General features: G+C 59.8%; 15 protein-coding genes. 10 read left to right on the plus strand and 5 right to left on the minus strand.

What is annotated here, in order from left to right; genetic code table 11:
* The first annotated feature begins 33 nt into the window (after positions 1-33).
* Both A6U86_RS20860 and A6U86_RS20865 read left to right on the plus strand, forming a co-directional pair.
* On the plus strand, positions 34-1,932 hold the full coding sequence (locus A6U86_RS20860) for a DUF1266 domain-containing protein (RefSeq protein ID WP_068394880.1): 1,899 nt from the start codon (positions 34-36) through the stop codon (positions 1,930-1,932).
* Positions 1,932-3,944 carry a DUF4034 domain-containing protein gene (locus tag A6U86_RS20865; protein WP_068394881.1) on the plus strand — a complete coding sequence of 671 codons (2,013 nt, stop codon included), beginning with the start codon at positions 1,932-1,934 and terminating at the stop codon, positions 3,942-3,944. The genes A6U86_RS20860 and A6U86_RS20865 overlap by 1 nt, the downstream gene beginning before the upstream one ends.
* A 52-nt stretch (positions 3,945-3,996) precedes the next feature.
* Here A6U86_RS20865 and A6U86_RS20870 read toward each other — a convergent pair whose 3' ends face one another.
* The 4 genes from A6U86_RS20870 to A6U86_RS20885 form a co-directional block, all read right to left on the minus strand.
* On the minus strand, positions 3,997-5,373 hold the full coding sequence (locus A6U86_RS20870) for a cytochrome c (protein WP_068394882.1): 1,377 nt from the start codon (positions 5,371-5,373) through the stop codon (positions 3,997-3,999).
* Between the two features lie 59 nt (positions 5,374-5,432).
* Entirely contained in the window at positions 5,433-7,073 is a 1,641-nt protein-coding gene (locus tag A6U86_RS20875) for a GMC family oxidoreductase (RefSeq protein WP_068394883.1), read from the minus strand.
* Between the two features lie 144 nt (positions 7,074-7,217).
* The gene (locus A6U86_RS20880) at positions 7,218-7,769 is read right to left on the minus strand and encodes a sorbitol dehydrogenase family protein (RefSeq protein ID WP_068394884.1); all 552 of its coding nucleotides are present in this window, start codon (positions 7,767-7,769) and stop codon (positions 7,218-7,220) included.
* A gap of 163 nt (positions 7,770-7,932) precedes the next feature.
* Positions 7,933-9,147 carry an ROK family transcriptional regulator gene (locus A6U86_RS20885; protein WP_068394885.1) on the minus strand — a complete coding sequence of 405 codons (1,215 nt, stop codon included), beginning with the start codon at positions 9,145-9,147 and terminating at the stop codon, positions 7,933-7,935.
* A gap of 275 nt (positions 9,148-9,422) precedes the next feature.
* On the opposite strand from A6U86_RS20885, the gene A6U86_RS20890 reads away from it, so the two are divergent.
* The 5 genes from A6U86_RS20890 to A6U86_RS20910 all read left to right on the plus strand — a co-directional run bounded on the left by A6U86_RS20890 (position 9,423) and on the right by A6U86_RS20910 (position 15,863).
* Positions 9,423-10,694 (plus strand): ABC transporter substrate-binding protein, encoded by a 1,272-nt coding sequence (locus tag A6U86_RS20890; protein ID WP_068394886.1) that lies wholly within the window; start codon positions 9,423-9,425, stop codon positions 10,692-10,694.
* A 64-nt stretch (positions 10,695-10,758) separates the two neighbouring features.
* The gene (locus A6U86_RS20895) at positions 10,759-11,643 is read left to right on the plus strand and encodes a carbohydrate ABC transporter permease (RefSeq protein WP_068394887.1); all 885 of its coding nucleotides are present in this window, start codon (positions 10,759-10,761) and stop codon (positions 11,641-11,643) included.
* Positions 11,643-12,494: a carbohydrate ABC transporter permease gene (locus A6U86_RS20900; protein WP_068394888.1), complete on the plus strand. Its 852-nt coding sequence runs from the start codon at positions 11,643-11,645 to the stop codon at positions 12,492-12,494. The genes A6U86_RS20895 and A6U86_RS20900 overlap by 1 nt, the downstream gene beginning before the upstream one ends.
* Before the next feature lie 61 nt (positions 12,495-12,555).
* The gene (locus A6U86_RS20905) at positions 12,556-13,701 is read left to right on the plus strand and encodes an ABC transporter ATP-binding protein (RefSeq protein WP_068394889.1); all 1,146 of its coding nucleotides are present in this window, start codon (positions 12,556-12,558) and stop codon (positions 13,699-13,701) included.
* Between the two features lie 20 nt (positions 13,702-13,721).
* Positions 13,722-15,863, plus strand: a complete 2,142-nt coding sequence (locus tag A6U86_RS20910; protein WP_068394890.1) for a beta-galactosidase — start codon at positions 13,722-13,724, stop codon at positions 15,861-15,863.
* Positions 15,864-15,919: 56 nt separating this feature from the next.
* Here A6U86_RS20910 and A6U86_RS20915 read toward each other — a convergent pair whose 3' ends face one another.
* The gene (locus A6U86_RS20915) at positions 15,920-16,939 is read right to left on the minus strand and encodes a 1-aminocyclopropane-1-carboxylate deaminase (protein WP_068394891.1); all 1,020 of its coding nucleotides are present in this window, start codon (positions 16,937-16,939) and stop codon (positions 15,920-15,922) included.
* Positions 16,940-17,080: 141 nt separating this feature from the next.
* On the opposite strand from A6U86_RS20915, the gene A6U86_RS20920 reads away from it, so the two are divergent.
* From A6U86_RS20920 to A6U86_RS35250, 3 genes are all read left to right on the plus strand, one after another.
* Entirely contained in the window at positions 17,081-17,557 is a 477-nt protein-coding gene (locus tag A6U86_RS20920; protein WP_068394892.1) for an Lrp/AsnC family transcriptional regulator, read from the plus strand.
* A 103-nt stretch (positions 17,558-17,660) separates the two neighbouring features.
* Positions 17,661-17,786 carry a hypothetical protein gene (locus tag A6U86_RS36045; RefSeq protein ID WP_267555199.1) on the plus strand — a complete coding sequence of 42 codons (126 nt, stop codon included), beginning with the start codon at positions 17,661-17,663 and terminating at the stop codon, positions 17,784-17,786.
* Between the two features lie 690 nt (positions 17,787-18,476).
* Positions 18,477-18,887 (plus strand): hypothetical protein, encoded by a 411-nt coding sequence (locus A6U86_RS35250; protein ID WP_141683768.1) that lies wholly within the window; start codon positions 18,477-18,479, stop codon positions 18,885-18,887.
* Positions 18,888-19,020: the final 133 nt, after the last annotated feature.

Raw genomic sequence — 19,020 nt, forward strand, 5'->3', positions numbered from 1 at the left:
CCGTTCGGCTCCATCGTTGTGCGGATGTGCCGCATGAATGTCAGGGTCATCGCACCACGCGACGTTATCAATGCCGGCCTTATCCGGGATGCGATCATTGCCCGAAGCCGTGCTCGCCGCGACCATCCGGATATCCGGCGCTGGCTTGAGACCCATTTCTTTCGCTGGGTGATCGGCTGCTTTGAGCATGCCTTGCCCGTGACCGATGCCAAGGCGTGGCATATTTGCGTCGGCGCCCAACCCATCCCCAACTGGTTCCAGGCCAAGCTGGCCGCCGGCGTCCAGGGCATGATCTATATTGATGCCGAGCATAATCTATTGCGTGAGCAGGAAGCGCGGCTGGTGGAATTCCTGCACTCGCGGCTCGACACCCGCTTGGCCGGGCGCTTTCAGCGCATCTCCTTTGCTGCTGCCGACGAAGCCTGGCGAAAGGATCATGAGCGTATGCGCCGCAAGCGCACGCGCGGATGGTGGCCCAGCCACAGGCAGGTCCTGACCGAAATCATCACCACGCCCAATGGGCGCTTTGTCGAGCTGCGCGGCTCGGGGGACCTCCTGCGTGCCGAAATGGCCTATGAGTCGTTTCACATGCAGCATTGCCTCGGTCAGTTCGCCAACCACGACCGGCTTGAGGGAGGCTATGGCGAACAATATGCCAGGGGTTGCGAGGAAGGGCGCATACGCCTGTTCAGTCTGCGCGACGCGAACAATCATCCGCATGTGACGATCAGCCTTGCCGATGACCTCGGTGACTGGAGCGTCGATCAGATCAAAGGCAAGCAGAACTCCGTCCCGGCCGCCCGCTACATGCCGGATGTGCTGCTATTGCTGAACAACCTGCGCCCTCGGCCGAACGACAGCACCGACCTGGTGCTGCTTGGCCTTATCGCCCATGAATTACCCACTGTCCTTGGCCGTGCGATGGGGTTCAGTTATCAGTCTTTCGCCGAGCTTACCTCCGCCGATCTTCAGCGTGATCTCGTTGCCACCCTCCCGCATTTGCTGGCCCTGCATCCTGATCCGGATGTCCAGCTCCAATGGCTGGCACTGGGTGCGGGCGGCGATATTTCCGCCACGACGAGAGAGCCGGGTGCTGCGATCATGGCTGCCTTGGCGGTGACGGCCCTTGATAGATCCACCTCGTCGGCCGGAGAGAGGCTCGCGGAGATCTTCGCCAATCACTTTTCGAACTGGCAAGGCACCCTCTCGGCCAAGGATGCACCTTCTTCTGAGCGAGAGGGCGGCGGTTGGCTCAGCCGTCTCCTGGCGCCGGCGAAAACCTCCCCGCCCATCGGAGAGCCTGACACCCACCGCAAATGGGCGCTTGCTATGACCGAGCCGCTGTTTCATCGCCACGCAGTCACCGGCGTGACACGTGGTCTTCGGCTCGGCGCGCCATTGGCCGTGCCGCAGCGTCAGCAATCCCTCGTTCGAACCGAGCTCGGCCTCGACCAAGCCAGGGACGAAGAGGTTCTGGCCCGGTTTCAGCAGGAGTTTTTCCGCGTTCCCGAATTCGAGCGGCTCGGCGCTTCCGCTGGCCGTCAAAAGGGTTTGGCGCGCCAGCTTCTCGCCGCGCACGCCATGCGGCAGAGCTATATCCTTCGTCTTCTGGCCGCCTGGGGCCTGATCGATGAGACGCTCGGTTGGGCGCTGCTCTTTCTCAATGCCCAGCGCGTACGCGATTGTTTCCTCGGCTGGGATGAATTCGGTCTTGCAGCCGCGCGCGGCAGAGCGTTGCGGGCCGCTTGGCTGTCGCATGAACCGCACCATGGTCAGGGCACCCATCCCAGCAAAGCCACGGAGAACGAATGGCAGGATTTCCATACGTCTCCCGAATACATCTGGAAGCGACTGCAATGGTCGTCCTTCAATCTCGTCATGCCGGGGCTTGCCCCGGATCCCTCTTTACAGCAGCACAATAGGAATCACTGATGACCCAGATAGCGGCCCTGTCCGTCGAGGAAGCAACAGCACGCGATATTCCGGTGAACTTCGCAGTCTTGCTGCCGGCCCATCTCTGGGACGAAACCGAGCGGCTGCTGACGCGGCTGCGCGATGCGGCCGTCGATCGCCCAAGCCAGGGCGATTATTACGATGCGCTGCACGATTTCCATGCCTGCGCGGTGCAGGGCGGCCCCGCTATTCTGGAAGCCTTGCGCCTATGGCGGCAGGCTCGCCCGCTCAGTCACTTTCCAGCGATTCTCGAGGTGGCCTATTGGTCGGCCTGGTTCGGGGAATATCGTGGCACGGACATGGCCGATGAGGTGACGCCAGCCATGTGGACCTGCGCCCATAGAGCGCAGGATACCATGTTCCGTGCGCTCGTCAGGCTTCTGGTGCGAGACCAGCGGGCCTGGCTCGTCATCCCCGGCATCCTTCATTCGGTTGCCGCCGTCGGAGAGCCGGACTGGTGGGCAAAATGGCTTCTCGGTGGCGAACGTCCAAGCCGCATGCCGAACCACGGGACCTCCGATGAAATCGAGCAAATGTTTGCACACTCGGGTGGCGAGTTGATTGCTGAAATCAGCGTCACAGAACTGCCGGAGCATCTGCCCGCGATCTTGACCGGCGAGGCGCTGTCCTGGCGGCGCGACCAGCGGCGTGATCCGGTTGCTCCCTTGCAATACTGGCTGCGCGTCGCCTTCGCCATGGATCCATTCGCGCTCGAGGTGGCCTGCAGCTACGTATCGCTTCGAATGCCCCGCTGGGGCGGCAGCATCGAGGAGATGCTGGCTTTCGCCGACTCGCCTCTGTGCGAGCGCTTCAGTGAAATCGACCGCAATGTGCTGCGCTATTTCGCCTGGTTCGACGAGCTTGAGCTCGATGGCTATATGTTCGAAGACCCGCGCGTGGTGCAAAACCAGCTGCGTATCGGCGAGCGTCTGCTGAAACGCCCCTTGCCGGAGAACCTGCGGGGCCGCGTCCACAAATATGTCGCCTATCTCTTCGCCAAGCTCGACCGCGTCGAGGAGGCTTGCAAGCACTATGCACAGAGCGCGCCGCACAATTTTTTTGAGGACTGGCAGATCACTCGCGCTGTCGAGGTCTGGATGGCAAGCAAGGATAAAGGACTGTGGCTAGGGCAGGTCGCCGACCGTAATTGCCTTGCCAGCGCGCGGGGCGCCTCCCTCTACGGCTTCCTGTGCTCTCAGGGCTGGGCCGGGGTCGAGAAGCGGCCGGAGGTGGCGGATGGCTGGTACAAGCGTGCAGCCGAAATGACCCCTGATCTCACCGATGTCACGGCCTCGCCATTCAACAGCCTGTCCAAGTTCGCGGAATTCGAAGGCGACGAGGCCCTCGTGCCGATGTGGGCCAAGGCCGCCGAGTATGGCGACGCCTCCTCGCAATTCCTCAGCGGTTTCCATTTTCACGGCAAGGACAGGCAGCGCTCGCTCGATCTTTATCGCCAGGCGGCGGCCAGCAATCATCCGACGGCTATCTACAATCTGGCCTATACTCAGCTCCTTGCCATATGCGATGAGGAGATTACCGGTGCGGAGGCGGACGAGGCCGTCAGGGATGCGCTTCTTCATCTCGACAAGGCGCGGGACTTTTTCCCGATCTTGCTTGAAGAGGACCCCAGCTCGATCAACCTGGATATCTGGCGGCGCATCAGGGCTGCCCATGCCTGGCTTCTGCGCAGCGAAGCGTTCCCGCTATTTGCACGCCAACATGTCTTGCAGCCGGTGCTCGAATTCGCCGGGAGCGGCGATGCCGGCTGCATGGTCGCGCTCGGCTGGTGGTATGCCGACAAGGAACTGAAAAGCTACAATCATCAGGAGGCGGTGCGCTGGATCGAGGCAGCACGCCTTGCCAATCCAGATCAGGAATTCCTGGAGGGCCTGTTAGACAAGGTCGAGGGAAGCTCCTTCTGGAGCATATTCAGATATAGCTGGGTTCAGCGACGGGTGAAGCGCGAGGGCCTGCCGGGGCAGGTGGATTAGCACGCGCGGCCCTTGGCGCAGATATCCTCAGTGAGTAGCTGCCGGGACGAGATCAAGCCGTCCTGGCTCGCCTCTGCCGCCAAACAATAAGCAGGGCAATGATCGCCAAGCCCACAACAACCGCCACGGCAATGCCGATGCGCGCCAGAAGCAGCAGCGAAGACGCAGGACCACCCGCCCGCACCTCGGCCACATTGGCAGGCGTCACCGGGGTGCCGGGTCGGCCGTAGTGTTCGATCACGTAGTTTGCCAAGGTGGCGACCTGATTGTCATTGAGCGCGTTGATATCGTTGGCCTTGCCGCCGAAGCCGGGCATGAAGGCCTGGCCATTGGGTGTGGTCCGGCTAACGCCATTCAGAATCGTGGAAATCAGATTGGTGTGATTGGTTCCGCCTGTCGCCGAATTGTGAAACAGGCTCGGATAATAGGTATCCTTGCTCCCCTGGCCGGAAGCCTGATGGCAGGACGCGCAATTGCCGTAAAACAGCACTGCGCCACTGGCTTGCTCATCCGTATCCGACCGGATCGGGTTTGCGCCTCGCAGGCTTGCAAGCTGGGTGAAGGACTGCCCATAGCCAAACCGCGATTGGTCGTCGGATGCATCATGCAGCGGCGCGACGGTTTTGATGTAGGTCGCGATCGCCGATATATCGTCCGGCGTGAGGTGCGAAAAGCTGTGCTCGACGGCCTCTCCCATGCTGCCCGCCGCCTGCGCCTTGCCGGGCAGCGAACCGGTTGCCAGATAGCGGGCCAGTTCGTCCTTGCTCCAGCTTCCAATGCCGCTGATGGCATCGGAGGTGATGTTTGGCGCATACCATGGGCCGACCTGACCGCCGCCCAGATAGTGACTGGACAATTCCTGCATCAGGAAGCCGCGCGGCGTATGGCAGGTGCTGCAATGCGCGGCACCATCCGCAAGGTATTTGCCGCGATTCCACTCGGCTGATTGCGTGGCATCGGCTTCGCTATTGCCGCTGCCGAGGAACAGCAGGTTCCATGCCATCATCGACAGCCGGATATTCATCGGAAACGGCAGCGCCGTGGGCTTCGGCACGGTATCGACGGGGTCGATGCCGTGCTGCAGGTAGGTGTAGAGGTCGTGGATATCCGCGTCCGTCAACACATTGTATGATGTGTAAGGCATCGCCGGATATAGGTTCGCGCCATCGGCCCGAACGCCACGGCGTACGGCACGGGAAAACTGCTCCTCCGTGTATTGCCCAATACCCGCCGTCGTAGAGGGCGTGATGTTGGTGGAGTAGATCGTGCCCACCGGCGAGGCGATGGCCAGTCCGCCCGCGAACGGCTTGCCACCCGGTGCCGTGTGACAGGCAACGCAATCCGATGCGATGGCGACATAGGCGCCGCGCTTGATCGAGGCTGCCTGCGCATCATCTCCTGCGGCCAAGGCGGCCGAGCTCGCGGACATCAGACAGATTGCAGCGCCTAAAAACCTGAAGCTAAGGAACCTGAGGAAAGTGTCCACGTTCAGCCCCGCTTCAACTGGTCAACGATGGCGTCACTGGCCTTCATGGCCAAAGCCGCCATGGTGATGGTGCTGTTGCCGCATCCTCCCGTCGTCATTGCCGCGCCCCCGGGTAAGAAAAGGTTTGGATGATCATGCGCGCGACAGTCGACATCTACGACGGAGTCTGTGGGATCGGTCCCCATGATGCAGCTCCCCATCATGTGGTCGCTGTTGGTGAAGGTCGTGGCGATGGTGCTTTCGACGGCGCCAAGCTCCGCGATCAGTTTCTTCAGCAGCGGCAAGGTATATTCCTGATGGCTGCGGCGGACATAGTCGCCGACATCGTAATAGATGTTCGGCTTGCTGAGGCCGAGCCAGTCCTTCTTGTCAGACAAGGTTAGACGGTTATTGGCATCCGGCAGGATCTCGTGCTCGATCGTCAGTCGCGCCGTGCAGGCCGAGAGCCTGCGAATCTCGGCGTCCAGCGCCTTGCCGACCAGGCCCTTGGCGAGTGCTGCCTGTCCGCCGATGGCGCTGAGAGCGGCATTCTCGCAGCGAAGCATGGCGCCGGCGTGTTCGCTTCGGAATGCGCCTTGCCCCGTCATCATGATGCTGCTGCCCTGCACCGGGCCGACGCCCGTCCACATCGGTTCTGCGAGCAGCATCTGCGCGCTGATCTTGGGCTGATCCATCAGATTGCGCCCAACCTGATCCGAATGGTTGGCAACGCCATTCGGATTGCGCTCGTCCTTGGACATCAGGAGCAGTTTCGGCGTCTCTATGGCATTGCAGGCAATGGCAAAAAGCCGGCCGACGACCCTTTGCGTTTCCTTGTTGGGATTTAAGAAATGGACCGCCTGGATGTTCTGCTTCGCATCCGTTTCCACCCTGTAGACGACGGCATTGGCAAGAATCTTGCCGCCCTTCGATTCGATCCGTGGCAGCGCCGATGCGGCATCATATTTCGCCGAGATCGGACAGACCGGGAAGCAATTGTTGTTGCCGCAACAGGGCGGTCGCCCATCGTAGGACACGCCGCTATTGCGGGCTTGAGGCGCGGGAAGATTGGTGATGCCGACGCGTGCGGCAGCATCTGTAAACCGCTGCTCGCCTGGGCCTAAGGGAATGCGTCCCATCGGATAGGGCCTGGAGCGCGGCAATGGCGGCCATTGCAGCTCGACCTCGGACGGACCGCACACACCCAACGCATATTCGGCCCGGGTGTAATATGGCTCAAGCGTGTTGTAATCAAATGCCCAGTCCCGGCCGACGCCGTAAAGGCTCTTCAGCCGCATGTCATCGGGATGCAGCCGCCAACAGATGCCTGCCCAATGCCACGTAGCGCCGCCGGCGTAACGCACATAACCCTGGCGGTATGCACGCCCATTCGGGCCCTCCAGCTGCAGATAGTCGGTCGTGGCGTCCGGCAGTTCCGATTCGATATGCGGTGCCCAAGGCTTAGCCGGATAAGGTGCATTCCAGTTCTGCTTGAACCGGGGCGGTACGTTGCGGTAATTCTCAACGATCTGCCAGCGTTCTACGCGCGGGCCGGCTTCCAGCATAAGAACGGACAAGCCTGCATCCAGCGCTTGCTCGGCGACGATGCAGCCGATGACGCCTGTCCCGACAACGATAACATCGGCACTGTAGTCGTTTGCCATCTTGCGATTCCATTATCCGAAGACTCGAGTAGGCACGTCAAAAGCCGCTGCGAGCCGATCCTCTGATGCAATCTTGCTCAGGGCATCTCGCTCGATTCGTTTTAAGCTGCCGGCGACGTGGATTCGCACACCCGGCGGCTCTCGTCAGAATGTCGGCATATTGCCGAGAGGCGGGGCCTCCGCATTCCATCCATTCGGACCGGATATTGCGTAGGTCGGGATTGTCATGACGTCATGGGTCGGCTGATACATAAGTGCCGTCTCGAAGGCGAAGACCTCCGCAGTGCTCGAATTTTCCACCACGCCCGTATACCAGGCCGAAATAATGGCCAGGGCGGTATCCTTCAGGTTCCCTTCCGGAATATCGGCAAAGAATTCCTCGACGACCTTGGCGTTCTTCTGCTTGGCAATCTGGACAATGGCAGAGATATCCCGCTCGATTGTCGGGTATATCCGCAACATGGCCGCAGCCATGCGTGCCCCGACCTCGGGATCCAGACGGTGATCGATCAGCAGAGACGATACTTCCATGAAGCTCGTCGAAACCTCCGGTGCGGCCGTACCCAAAGTCTGGGCTGAAATCTCCGGAGACAACAACACGCCTCCGACGAACAAGGCGCCGCTCACCATCAGTTTCCGACGTGTGAGATTGAATTCCTCAGGACAGTCATCGCGAGACGGGTCAGTCGTGTCCATCAAGATGCCTCGTCAACCGGTTTGCGTCACACTTCAACACAGGCGCAAGTCAGGAATGTCACAGAAATCTATGCAGGACGTAGAATAGAGTCAATCTAACATTCGGTGTCGCGAATTTATCGGAGCCATGGCGAGGATGCGTCTGGGCCGGACCCTCTCAGGCCTATGTGGATGATGCAGAATAGGCTCGCGCAATGGGTTCGCTGGCACCGGTCGTCCCATCAGCCGTCTCGAAATCGAAGAATTTCTGGGTGACGAGTGCTGCGGCACCCCGTGCCCAGGAATTGTCTTCCCAATCGGGCAATAGAGGTGGCGAGGCAAAGAAGGTGCGGGTCGCCATGCTGGATTTCAGCGGGCCGAAAAGAGCATCGCCGAATGAAACCGCTTCGCCTCCGACGACGATGACCTCGGGGTCGGTGATGTTGACGAGATTGGCGAGCGCCTTTCCGATTCCATTGCCGGCCTCGCTCAAGATCCTGACGGTCTCCGGGTCACCGGCTTTTGCTGCCGCCAGCATATCCGTGAGGTTATGACCGTCGTCACGTTCGGTTGCCTCACGCCAGGTGCGCAGCATCGCAGGCTCGGAATAATAGGCCATCAGGCATCCGCGCTTGCCGCATTCGCAAAGCCGGCCACTCTCCTCGTGCAGGGTATGGCCGAATTTGCCGGCCGCACCGTGGGCGCCCCGATAGAGCTTTCCATCGACGATGAGGGCGCAGCTGATGCCGACGCCGATGGCAAGGACCGCCATGTTGCGATACTGCCGTCCCGGGCCGAAGAGTTGCTGGGCAATGGCATAGGCGTTGGTGTCGTCTTCGAGCCAGACAGGCACCTTGACCTTTTGCGCCACCATCGATGCGAAAGGCACGTTGTTCCATTTGAACCGGAAGCTGCGCACGCAGACGGCCTGGGCGTTGTCGATGACGCCAGGCACGGAAATGCCGACCCCCGCCAGCCGCGCATGCGGTCGTCCCGCCGCCTCGACGAGCATGGGCACCGCATCAGCCAAAGCCCTGGCCACATTCTCCGGCTCGTTGTCGGTCAAGGTCAGCCGCGAGGAGGCAAGAGGATTGGTTGCCAGATCGGTGACGACGCATTCCACCGAGCCGACCATCAGCTTGAAGCCGATTGCCAAGCCGTTGGTATAGTTGATCTCCACGGGTATGGGGCGCCGGCCCGAGAGCCCCGCCACGGCCTTGCCTTCGCTGACATGTCCTTCCTCGATCAGATCGGCGATGACGAAGGTGACGGCGGCGGGGCTGAGACCCGTAATCGTCGCTATTTCGGCACGGCTTCTCGGCCCCTCCTGCCGCAGGAGATTGAGGATGAGCCGCCGGTTCAGGGCTCGCGACGTGCTCTGGTCGCCTTTCAGCTTCACGATTTCTCTTTCTTAATTTTGTAAATTAATTATTGCGTCCGTTTCAGACTTATGCATAACTTCACTCGTCGATCAACATCCGGCTCGTGCATAAGCGCGAAGAAGTCAGCGGTAAGACAAGGTTTCTCGAACCCAATGTTCCGGGCAGAGCATATGCGCTGCCGCGGCGGGTTTGTTGCGACCATGCGTGGAAGGGCAAGAGGGGCGCCCACCACGCTTTCGTCCGGCTGGCTGGCCAAGGGTGCGGACGGACGTTACAACGGGAGGAGTATCAGATGACTTTCAATTTGCTTGGAAGGCCGGCGAGCCGGCGTGTCTTCTTGAAGGGTGCAGGGGCGGCTTCTGTCGCAGCACTCACAGGTTTTCCGATGCCGGCAATCGCGCAGGCCCAGGACATCAACATCATTTCCGACGAAAACAACGCCGATGCGTTGGCGATCTTGCGCAAGATCGCCGACGATTTCGGTAAGCAGGCCGGCGTCAAGGTCGTGGTCAACAACATGGACCACGAAGCGCACAAGACGGCGATCCGCAACTATCTGGTCGCCGGCGCACCCGATATCTGCTTCTGGTTTTCAGGAAACCGCATGCGCGCCTTCGTCAAGCGCGGTCTGTTCGATGATATCTCCGATCTTTTCGCGAAGGAGAAATACAAGGACGTGCTCGGCGCGGCGGCCGGTTCCGTTACCGTCGACGGCAAGCAATACGGGCTGCCGACGGGCGGCACGCTCTGGGGCATGTTCTATCGCAAGGATGTCTTCAGCCAGCTCGGCACGACGGTTCCGGCGAGCTGGGACGATTTCCTCGCCTTCGGCGCCAAATGTAAGGCCGCCAACCTGACGCCGATCGCCATGGGCACCAAGGAGCTGTGGCCGGCCGCCGGATGGTTCGACCAGATGAACCTGCGCATCAACGGCCTCGACAAGCACATGGCGCTGATGAACGGCGAGATGAGCTATCTCGACCCGGCACTGAAGCCGGTCTTCGACAATTGGGAAACGCTGATCAAGCAGGATTTCTTCACCCCGAACAACACGTCCTTCGGCTGGCAGGAGGCGGGCGCGCTTCTCTCGCAGAAGAAGGCCGGCATGATGAATCTCGGCGCTTTCGTTCGCTCCTCCTTCCCGAAGGAGGATCTCGATCAGCTTGCCTTCGCACCTTTCCCGACGATCGATCCGAAGGTCGGCCGCTTCGAGGAATTCTCGCTGAATTCGGTGCATATTCCCGCCAATGCCAAGAACAAGCAGGGCGCGCGCGAGTTCCTCGCCTATTTCTATCGCCCGGAAAATCTCGGTCCCTATCTGGAACCGGGCGGCAACGTGCCGCCGCGCAACGACCTGCCGCCGAGCAAGGATCCGCTCGTCAATGCAGCCGTCGAGGCGCTGAAGACGGTGCAGGGCACGTCGCAATATTACGACCGCGACAGCGACCCTGATATGGCCCAGGCCGGCCTCGTCGGCTTCCAGGAATTCATGGCAAAGCCCGAGCGGCGTGACGCGATCCTGAAGCGGCTCGAAGGTACGCGCAGGCGTATCTACAAGCTCTAGTTCTCCTCCCAGAGACCGGGGGGCGGGGCTGCTGCTCCGCCTCTCCACACCGAAAGAGGATCACATGATGACATTCTGGCGCCATCATCGCTGGTGGCTCACTCCGACTTTGCTGATTTTGCCCGCGGCCATTCTCTTTTCCGTCGTCATCCTGTGGTCGGCGGTGGAAAGTCTATGGATCAGCCTGCATGATTGGGACGGTTTCAGCCCGATGGTCTGGATCGGCTTCGGCAATTACGTCGAACTGCTCAACGACCCGCAATTCTACGTCTCGTTGAAGAACAATGTCATCTGGCTGGTCATGTTCATGGCGGCGCCACCCATCGGGCTCGCAATCGCCTTGCTCGTCAATCAGAAGATCCGCGGCATGCGGCTGATGAAGTCGCTCTTCTTCATTCCGCTGGTTCTGGCCTCGGTCGCCGTCGGCGTTGTCTTCACCTGGGTCTATACGCCACAACTCGGATTGCTCGCCCTGGTCTTCGGCTTCTTCGGCGCAACCGCACCGGCGGTCCTCTCCGACGAGCATTTCGTCACCTTCGCGATCGTCATTGCAGCGCTCTGGCCGCAGATCGCCTTCTGCATGGTGCTCTATCTTGCCGGCCTCAACAGTCTCAGCGAGGAGTTGATCGGTGCCGGGCGGGTCGATGGGGCGAGAGGCTGGAACATGCTGCGCCATATTGTCCTGCCGCAGCTGACGCAGGTCACCTTCATTGCCATTGCGGTCACCGTCGTCGGCGCGCTCCGATCCTTCGACATGGTCTCGGTCATGACGCAGGGTGGTCCGTTCGGCTCTTCCGAAGTGCTGGCCTACCAGATGTTCGAGCAATCGATCTTTTCCTATCGCTTCGGATACGGCGCGGCCATCGCCTCCGTCCTGTTCGTGATCATGGCGGTGTTCATCGTCTGGTACCTCACGCGCATCATTCGCATCGAAGAAAGAGGGGCCTGATGTATCCGCGCCCGATCCCCGAAGATGCCATCTGGCGTCGCCGCTTCTATTTCATCGCCGTGCTCGCCATTCTGATCCTCTGGCTATGCCCGCTCTTCGCCATCATCCTGACCTCGTTCCGTTCGACGCAGGACGTGATGGGCGGCAACCTCTGGGGCTGGCCGACGCAATTCGGCCTGGTGGACAACTACACCTCCGTCTTCACTCAGACGCCGATGGCGCGCTATTTCCTCAATAGCCTGACCATCACCATCCCCGCCGTCGTCGGCGTGCTGACCTTAAGCACACTCGCTGGTTTCGTGCTGGCGCGCTATCGTTTCCGCGGCAACATGCTGGTCTTCGCCCTGTTCGTCGGCGGCAATTTCCTACCCTATCAGATTATGATGATCCCCGTGCGCGATCTGATGGTGCGCATCGGCCTTTACGATACCACGGCGGCGTTGGTCATTTTCCACATCGCCTTCCAGACCGGCTTTGCGACACTGTTCATGCGCAACTTCATCGCCGCCCTGCCGGACGAGCTGTTCCAGGCTGCGAGGGCCGAGGGCGCGACGCCCTTCCAGACGCTCATTCATGTGGTCGTGCCCCTGGTGCGGCCGGCTCTGGCGGCGCTGGCGATCCTGATCTTCACCTTTGTCTGGAACGATTATTTCTGGGCCGTGGTGCTGACAGTCAGCGACACGGTAAAGCCGGTCACCGCGGGCCTTGCCAATCTGCGCGGCGAATGGGTTTCCGCCTGGAACCTGATTTCGGCCGGCACGATTGTCGTCGCCGTCCCTCCGGTCGTGATGTTCTTCCTCATGCAACGGCATTTCATCGCCGGTCTCACCATGGGCGCGGTGAAGGGATGAGCAGCTTCGTCATCGTCCCAGCCGCCCTTCGTGCCAATCCCTTCCTTGAGAGCCTTGAAGCATGACCAGTCTCGAACTTCGTCACGTCAACAAGAATTACGGCGCCTATCATGCGCTGCGCGGCATCGATCTCTCAGTCGAGCAGGGCGAATTCATCGTCATGGTCGGACCATCAGGCTGCGGCAAGTCCACGCTGCTGAAATCGATCGCCGGATTGGAAACGATCTCTTCCGGCCAGATCATGATCAATGGCCGCGATGTCAGCAACGCGGAGCCCGGCGATCGCGGCATTGCCATGGTGTTCCAGTCCTACGCGCTTTATCCGCACATGACGGTTGCCGAGAATATGGGCTTCGGTCTGCGCATGGCGAAGAGGCCGAAGGCCGAGATCGATCAGGCGGTGGCACGCGCCGCCAAGATCCTCAGGATCACTGACCAGCTCGACAAGCGACCGAAGCAGCTTTCCGGCGGTCAGCGCCAGCGCGTTGCGATCGGCCGTGCCATCACTCGCTCCCCGGATGTCTTCCTCTTCGACGAGCCGCTGTCCAATCTGGATGCGGCACTTCGCACGCAGATGCGCGTCGAATTGAGCGGCCTGCACGCCGAACTCGGCGCGACCATGGTCTATGTGACGCATGACCAGATCGAAGCCATGACCATGGCGAGCCGCATCGTCGTTCTCAATCGCGGTATTATCGAGCAGGTCGGCTCACCGCTCGAACTCTACCGCAATCCGGTCAATCTCTTCGTCGCCGGCTTCCTTGGCGCGCCGCGGATGAACTTCTTCCCCGTTATGATCGACCAGGTCTCCGGAAACTCGGCTACGGTTTCCGCTCCGGGTCTGGCGCCCGTCGCTGTCGAATTGGCGGCCGGCTTCTCGGTCGATAAGGGTGCGAGGCTGACGCTCGGCATCCGGCCGGAAAGCATCGCGGTTGCCGATACCCCATCGGCCGGTGCGGCGATTGCCGGCCGTGTGCGCCTCGTCGAGCATCTGGGCCGCGAGACCATTCTTTATGTCGATGCCGGCGAGCTGCAATGCGTCAGCTCTGAAAGCGGCACCGGCAACATCACAGTGCAGGTCGGCCATGTCGCCGGCATCAATGCCGATGCGCCGGTCAGCCTCAGCATCGATCCGCGCGAGATCTATCTGTTTTCCACCCAGGACGAGCGGACCATCACGGTTCGCAAGCCAATACTCGACAAATAACAGTTCAGGAGCCTGATACCGTGTCAGCAAGCAGCAGTAAGACCGACCTTTCCGTATGGCGAACCATCAAGACCGACAGGTTCCTCGTCGGCGCACCGCATTATCCGGAACATGTCGATGAGAGCTATTGGGAGCGTGATGCCAAGCGCATGGCCGAAGCCGGCTTCAATATCGTCCGTCTCGGCGAATTCGCCTGGCATTTGTTTGAACCGAAGCTCGGCACTTTCGATTTCGATCTCTTCGACCGCGCCATCGAGGTGCTGGCGCGCCACTGCATCGACACCATCATGTGCACGCCGACGGCAACACCGCCGCGCTGGCTGACGGTTGCCCATCCGGAAACTCTTCGCGTTGATGGCAATGGCCGCAAGATGAGCCATGGTTCGCGGCAGCATGCCGACACCGCAAGCCCGGTGTTTCGTGAGCATAGCAAGCGCATCACCAAGGCCATGGCCGAGCACTATCGGGACAATCCGCATGTCGTCGGCTGGCAGACCGACAACGAGCTCAACACCAGCATGCCGGAATCCTTCTCGGCCGCGACGCTTTCGGAATTCCAGCTCTTTCTCGCCGATAAATACGGGACGATCGACAAGCTCAATTTCGCCTGGGGCGGTGATTTCTGGGCGACAGCCTATGACGATTTCAGCCAGGTTGTCCTTCCCATCGAGTTCGGCCCGACCTTCCCAAGCCCGGGACATCTGCAGGATTATCACCGCTTCCTCGCCTTCGCGACAGCACGCTTCCAGCATGATCAGGTGGAAATCCTGCGTGCCACCAAGGCGGAATGGTTCATCTTCCACAATCTCGGCGGCCTTCGCGATATCGACTTCCGTGGCCAGTTCTCCACCGACCTCGATTTCGTCGGCTATGACATCTATCCGATGCTCTATGACGAGTTCCAGCGCATCGGCAACCACGCCAAGGTGCAGGCGCTTCATCTCGATATCTGCCGCGGCTTCTCCGGCAATTACATTGTGCCCGAGCAGCAATCCGGTTTCGGCAGCCAGCCCGGCTTCTGCACGCTGACGCCGGAGCCCGGCGAAATGCGGCGCATGGCCATGTCCTCGGTCGCGCGCGGCGCCGATGGCTTGATGTTCTTTCGTTGGCGGCCGGCGCATTTCGGCGCTGAAATCTACTGGATGGGTGTCATCGACCATGACGATGTACCGCGTCATCGCTACGACGAGGCAAAACAGTTTGCCACCGAGATGACGGCATTGAAGGACAAGATCCTCGGCACTTATGTGCGTATGGATGTCGGTATCGCTGGCTCGGATTTCGACAATCAGGAAGCGCACAAGACCTATTCGATTGGCCTGCCAAGCCCGCAGGATGACGCCGTTCAGCTGCACCAATATTGCTACGATCGCGGCATCGCTTGCGGCTTCATCCATCCCGAGGACGATCTTTCGCGGCTGAAGCTGCTCTATGTTCCACATTGGGTGATGTGGAAGGATGAGTGGACCGAGAAGCTCGAAGCCTTTGCCAGAGACGGCGGCACGGTCATCATCGGCGCGCGCACCGGCACGCGAGACGAGAACAATCACGTCATCCGCGAGGCGGCACCCGGATCGTCGCTGACCCGGCTGACCGGCGTCAAGGTCGAGGATTTCGGCCGGTTGGCGGCACCCGGCGCCAAGGGCCTCTTCGACGTCATGTCCCGGTCGGGCGGCCTTGTCATCCCCCCCAATCGCCCGGCCGAATCCCATCGGCGCGTTCGCCGCTTCACCATCGGCAATCGCGAGATCGAGGCAGCCCATTTCTATGAGGACCTGGCCGTTACAGATGATGTCGAGGCGGTGGCGACATGGTCGAACCGTTATGCGGAAGGCCAACCGATGGCGACCTTGCGTCGGGTTGGCAAGGGCAGGGTGCTCTATCTCGGCACCTATCTGACACCGGAGTTGACGGACGCCCTGGCTGACAAGACCTTCGCGGAGGCCGGCATCGCGCCGCTTGCCGGCGATCTGCCAGATGGTGTCGAGGTGACGATGCGCCAGAACGACGATCGGCAGCTGCTGTTCCTGCAAAACTACCTCGATCAACGCGCGGAGCTGAGGGAAGTCCCGGCGGGGATCAATCTTCTCGACAATGGCAAGGCGGTATCCGGCGCCCTGTCGCTGGAAGCCTATGGCTGCGCTATCATCGAACTTCGCTAGAGCCTAATCTCAGGCGCTCGCCTTTTGTCGGCGAGCGTCTGTCGCGCTGATCGAGCTCAGCCGTCCTTGTAGTAATAGCTGTAGCCGTTGAGAGCCGGTGCGCCGCCGAGGTGGGCGTATAGGACCTTGGAACCCTCCGGGAAGAAGCCCTTGCGGGTGAGATCGATCATGCCCTGCATGGATTTGCCTTCGTAGACCGGGTCGGTGATCATCGCCTCCGTGCGTGCCGCAAGCCGGATCGCGTCGTTGGTCTCCTCTGACGGGACGCCATAGGCCGGATAGGCGTAGTCCGGGTTGATGACGATCTCGCTTTCGCGGATCGGTCGACCGAGGTCCACAAGTTCTGCCGTGGAATCGACGATCTTGCGGACCTGCGCACGGGTCTGGTCGAGCGTGCCCGAGGCATCGATGCCGATCACGCTTTCCGCCCGGTTCTGCGCGGCGAAGCCGACGATCATGCCGCCCTGCGTCGAGCCTGTGACGACACAGACGACGATATAGTCGAAGGTGAAGCCGAGTTCCTTTTCCTGCGCCGCGACCTCTTCGGCAAAGCCGACATAGCCGAGCGCTCCATATTTGTGCACAGAAGCGCCGGCCGGGATCGGGTAGGGCTTGCCGCCGGCATCTTTTACGGATTGGATCGCGTCTTCCCAGCTCTTGCGGATGCCGATGTCGAAACCATCATCGACGAGGCGGCTGTCGGCGCCCATAAGACGCGTCATCAGGATATTGCCCACGCGGTCATAGACCGAGTCATAATGCGGCACCCATTTCTCCTGGATGACCACGCACTTCATGCCGATCTTGGCGGCGGTGGCGGCGACCATGCGGGTATGGTTCGATTGCACGCCGCCGATCGACACGAGCGTATCGGCACCCGAGGCAATCGCATCCGGAACGATATATTCGAGCTTCCTGAGCTTGTTGCCGCCCATGGCGAGACCGGAATTGCAGTCGTCCCGCTTGGCATAGATCTGGACCTTGCCGCCCAGCGCCGCGGTCAGCCGCGGCAGGTGCTCGATCGGCGTCGGGCCGAAGGTAAGGGGATAGCGTTCGAATTTTTCAAGCAATGACATCGTTCATGACCTCCGTGCCGGTGATGGTGGGAGGATAGGAGAAAGTGTGCGAAAGGTGCTCTCTAAGTTCGCCGGAAATATTATTGGATTTCGAAAGAAGCCGCATATTATGATAGCTTTCTTGAAGAGATTAGCAGAAAAATGAAAGAATCTTCCATGCAGGCTCTCGACAAAATCGACATCAAGATCCTGCGTGCGCTGCAATCCGAGGGCCGGCTAACCAATGCCGATCTGGCCGAGCGTGTAAATGTCAGCGCCGCGACCTGCCACAGGCGGACGCAGCGGCTTTTCGACGAGGGCTACATAGCCGGCGTCCGCGCCGAAGTCGTGCCGGCAACTGTCGGGCTGGGGGCGCTCGTGATGGTCGGCGTGGTGCTCGATCGTTCGACGCCGGAGAGTTTTGCGGCTTTCGAAGGCGCCGTGATGGAGATGAAGGAAGTGCTCGACTGCAATCTGGTTGCCGGCGACTTCGACTACCTCCTGAAGATCCGCGTGCGCGACATGGCGGATTTCAACAAGCTGCATGGCCAGAAATTGATTGCGCTTCCCGGCGTGCGCCAGACCAGAACCTTTTTCGTGATGAAGGAAGTCAAGGAAAATGCCCGGCTGCCGTTCTAGAGCAGGTCCTGTGATCGATGAACCGATTGTGAGGTGACTGGTGGAGCCGAAGCTGATTCAACATCCACAGCAAAGAGGTGGATGATGGCGCAGGCATTGAGCGATGATCTTCGGCTATCTGCGCGATCTTAGCCGCAAGGCGGAGCGCGGCGAGTTTTCACTCGGGCCGATGTTGATGGCGCTGATGCGGGTAAACCATGCAGCACTACCCGTCAGGAAGCCGGCGTGAAGCCCCAGAACAATTGATATGGCCGACTTGTTTCAGCAACCAAAGGACTAGGAAACTTTTTTCCCTCGCTCCTGGCGGGAGGGTGGTCAAATCAGTCGAATGACTTTATCTTGCATAGCAGTGTTCGCGATGAGACAGAGAACAGAGATTTGACCAGATTGCTAATCGTTCTTGATTGTTGCACTACGGAAGATTCCACAATTTTGACCTTGTGGGATCCAGCCTTGAAGTCACGCACAGTTCTAGCTACTTCCGAGCCGATCGATCCTCTCATACCTGTCGGTGCGGAAATTCAATTGAAGATCCGATCGGCTGGGCACAAAGTTCGGAATCCAATGCTCATTGGGCCTAACGACGCCGGCGATCCTATAGAGATTATGAAGTATGGGAGCGATCAGTTTCCGGTGAGGCATCTTGTTAACTAAGGCCTCGATTGTCGATATCCATAGGATCGTAGAGACTCCACTCGCTAAGTTCGAAGGTGATCTCGGGAAGGATCATTGCCTTCTTGATATCGAGTATCGAGAGGTCGTTTTTGATTTCGGGTCAGTGGTTCCGGGTTCAATTATTCTGACCCGAAACAACATTTCCGCGGTCCCCAAGTTTCAGACGCTCGTAACCCGGGCATCCGAGGCACGTCGGTGGTCGCACGTCGCCATAATGGGAAATGGAGGGCAAGTTTGGGATATTATGCCGAATAAGCATGTTCGGACTCAAACCTTCGACCAGTTTCTCAAGGATGTTGATAGCTTTGCTATCCGCAGGCTGAGGCTACCTGTCGACAGCGATGTGCTGGAAGGAAGTTTGCACAAATTTTCCAAGGCAAAGTATTCTGTTATGGGCGCGGTTGAACTGGCGACGTTGCGCAAGAAGGGCGTCCCGGTCGAGAATCTACCTCCAGAAGAGCTAGTTTGTTCTACTTTTGTGAATCGTGTGCTATTTGACGCGCTAGATACCGAAGTTATCGAAATGAATGTTCCTATAATCTGGCCCTCTCATTTTGCCGAGTCTTCGCTCTTTGAGGACGTTGACCTGTCTGATTGCTTCTTCTTTCTCGCCAATAATGAAGTTGCATCACAAGATATCCAGCCCAGCGCTTAATCCATCAGCGCGAAGACATTGACGCTTCCCCTATTGAACCGCGCCGAGTTTGCCGGAGGCCATTTCGTTTAAGTTATGCGGCCCAGGCTGGTGCGCCCAGCATGGCGTAATACTGCTCCTCGGCTTCGGCCGG

The sequence above is a fragment of the Rhizobium sp. AC27/96 genome, from assembly GCF_001692325.1.
Lineage (GTDB): Bacteria > Pseudomonadota > Alphaproteobacteria > Rhizobiales > Rhizobiaceae > Rhizobium.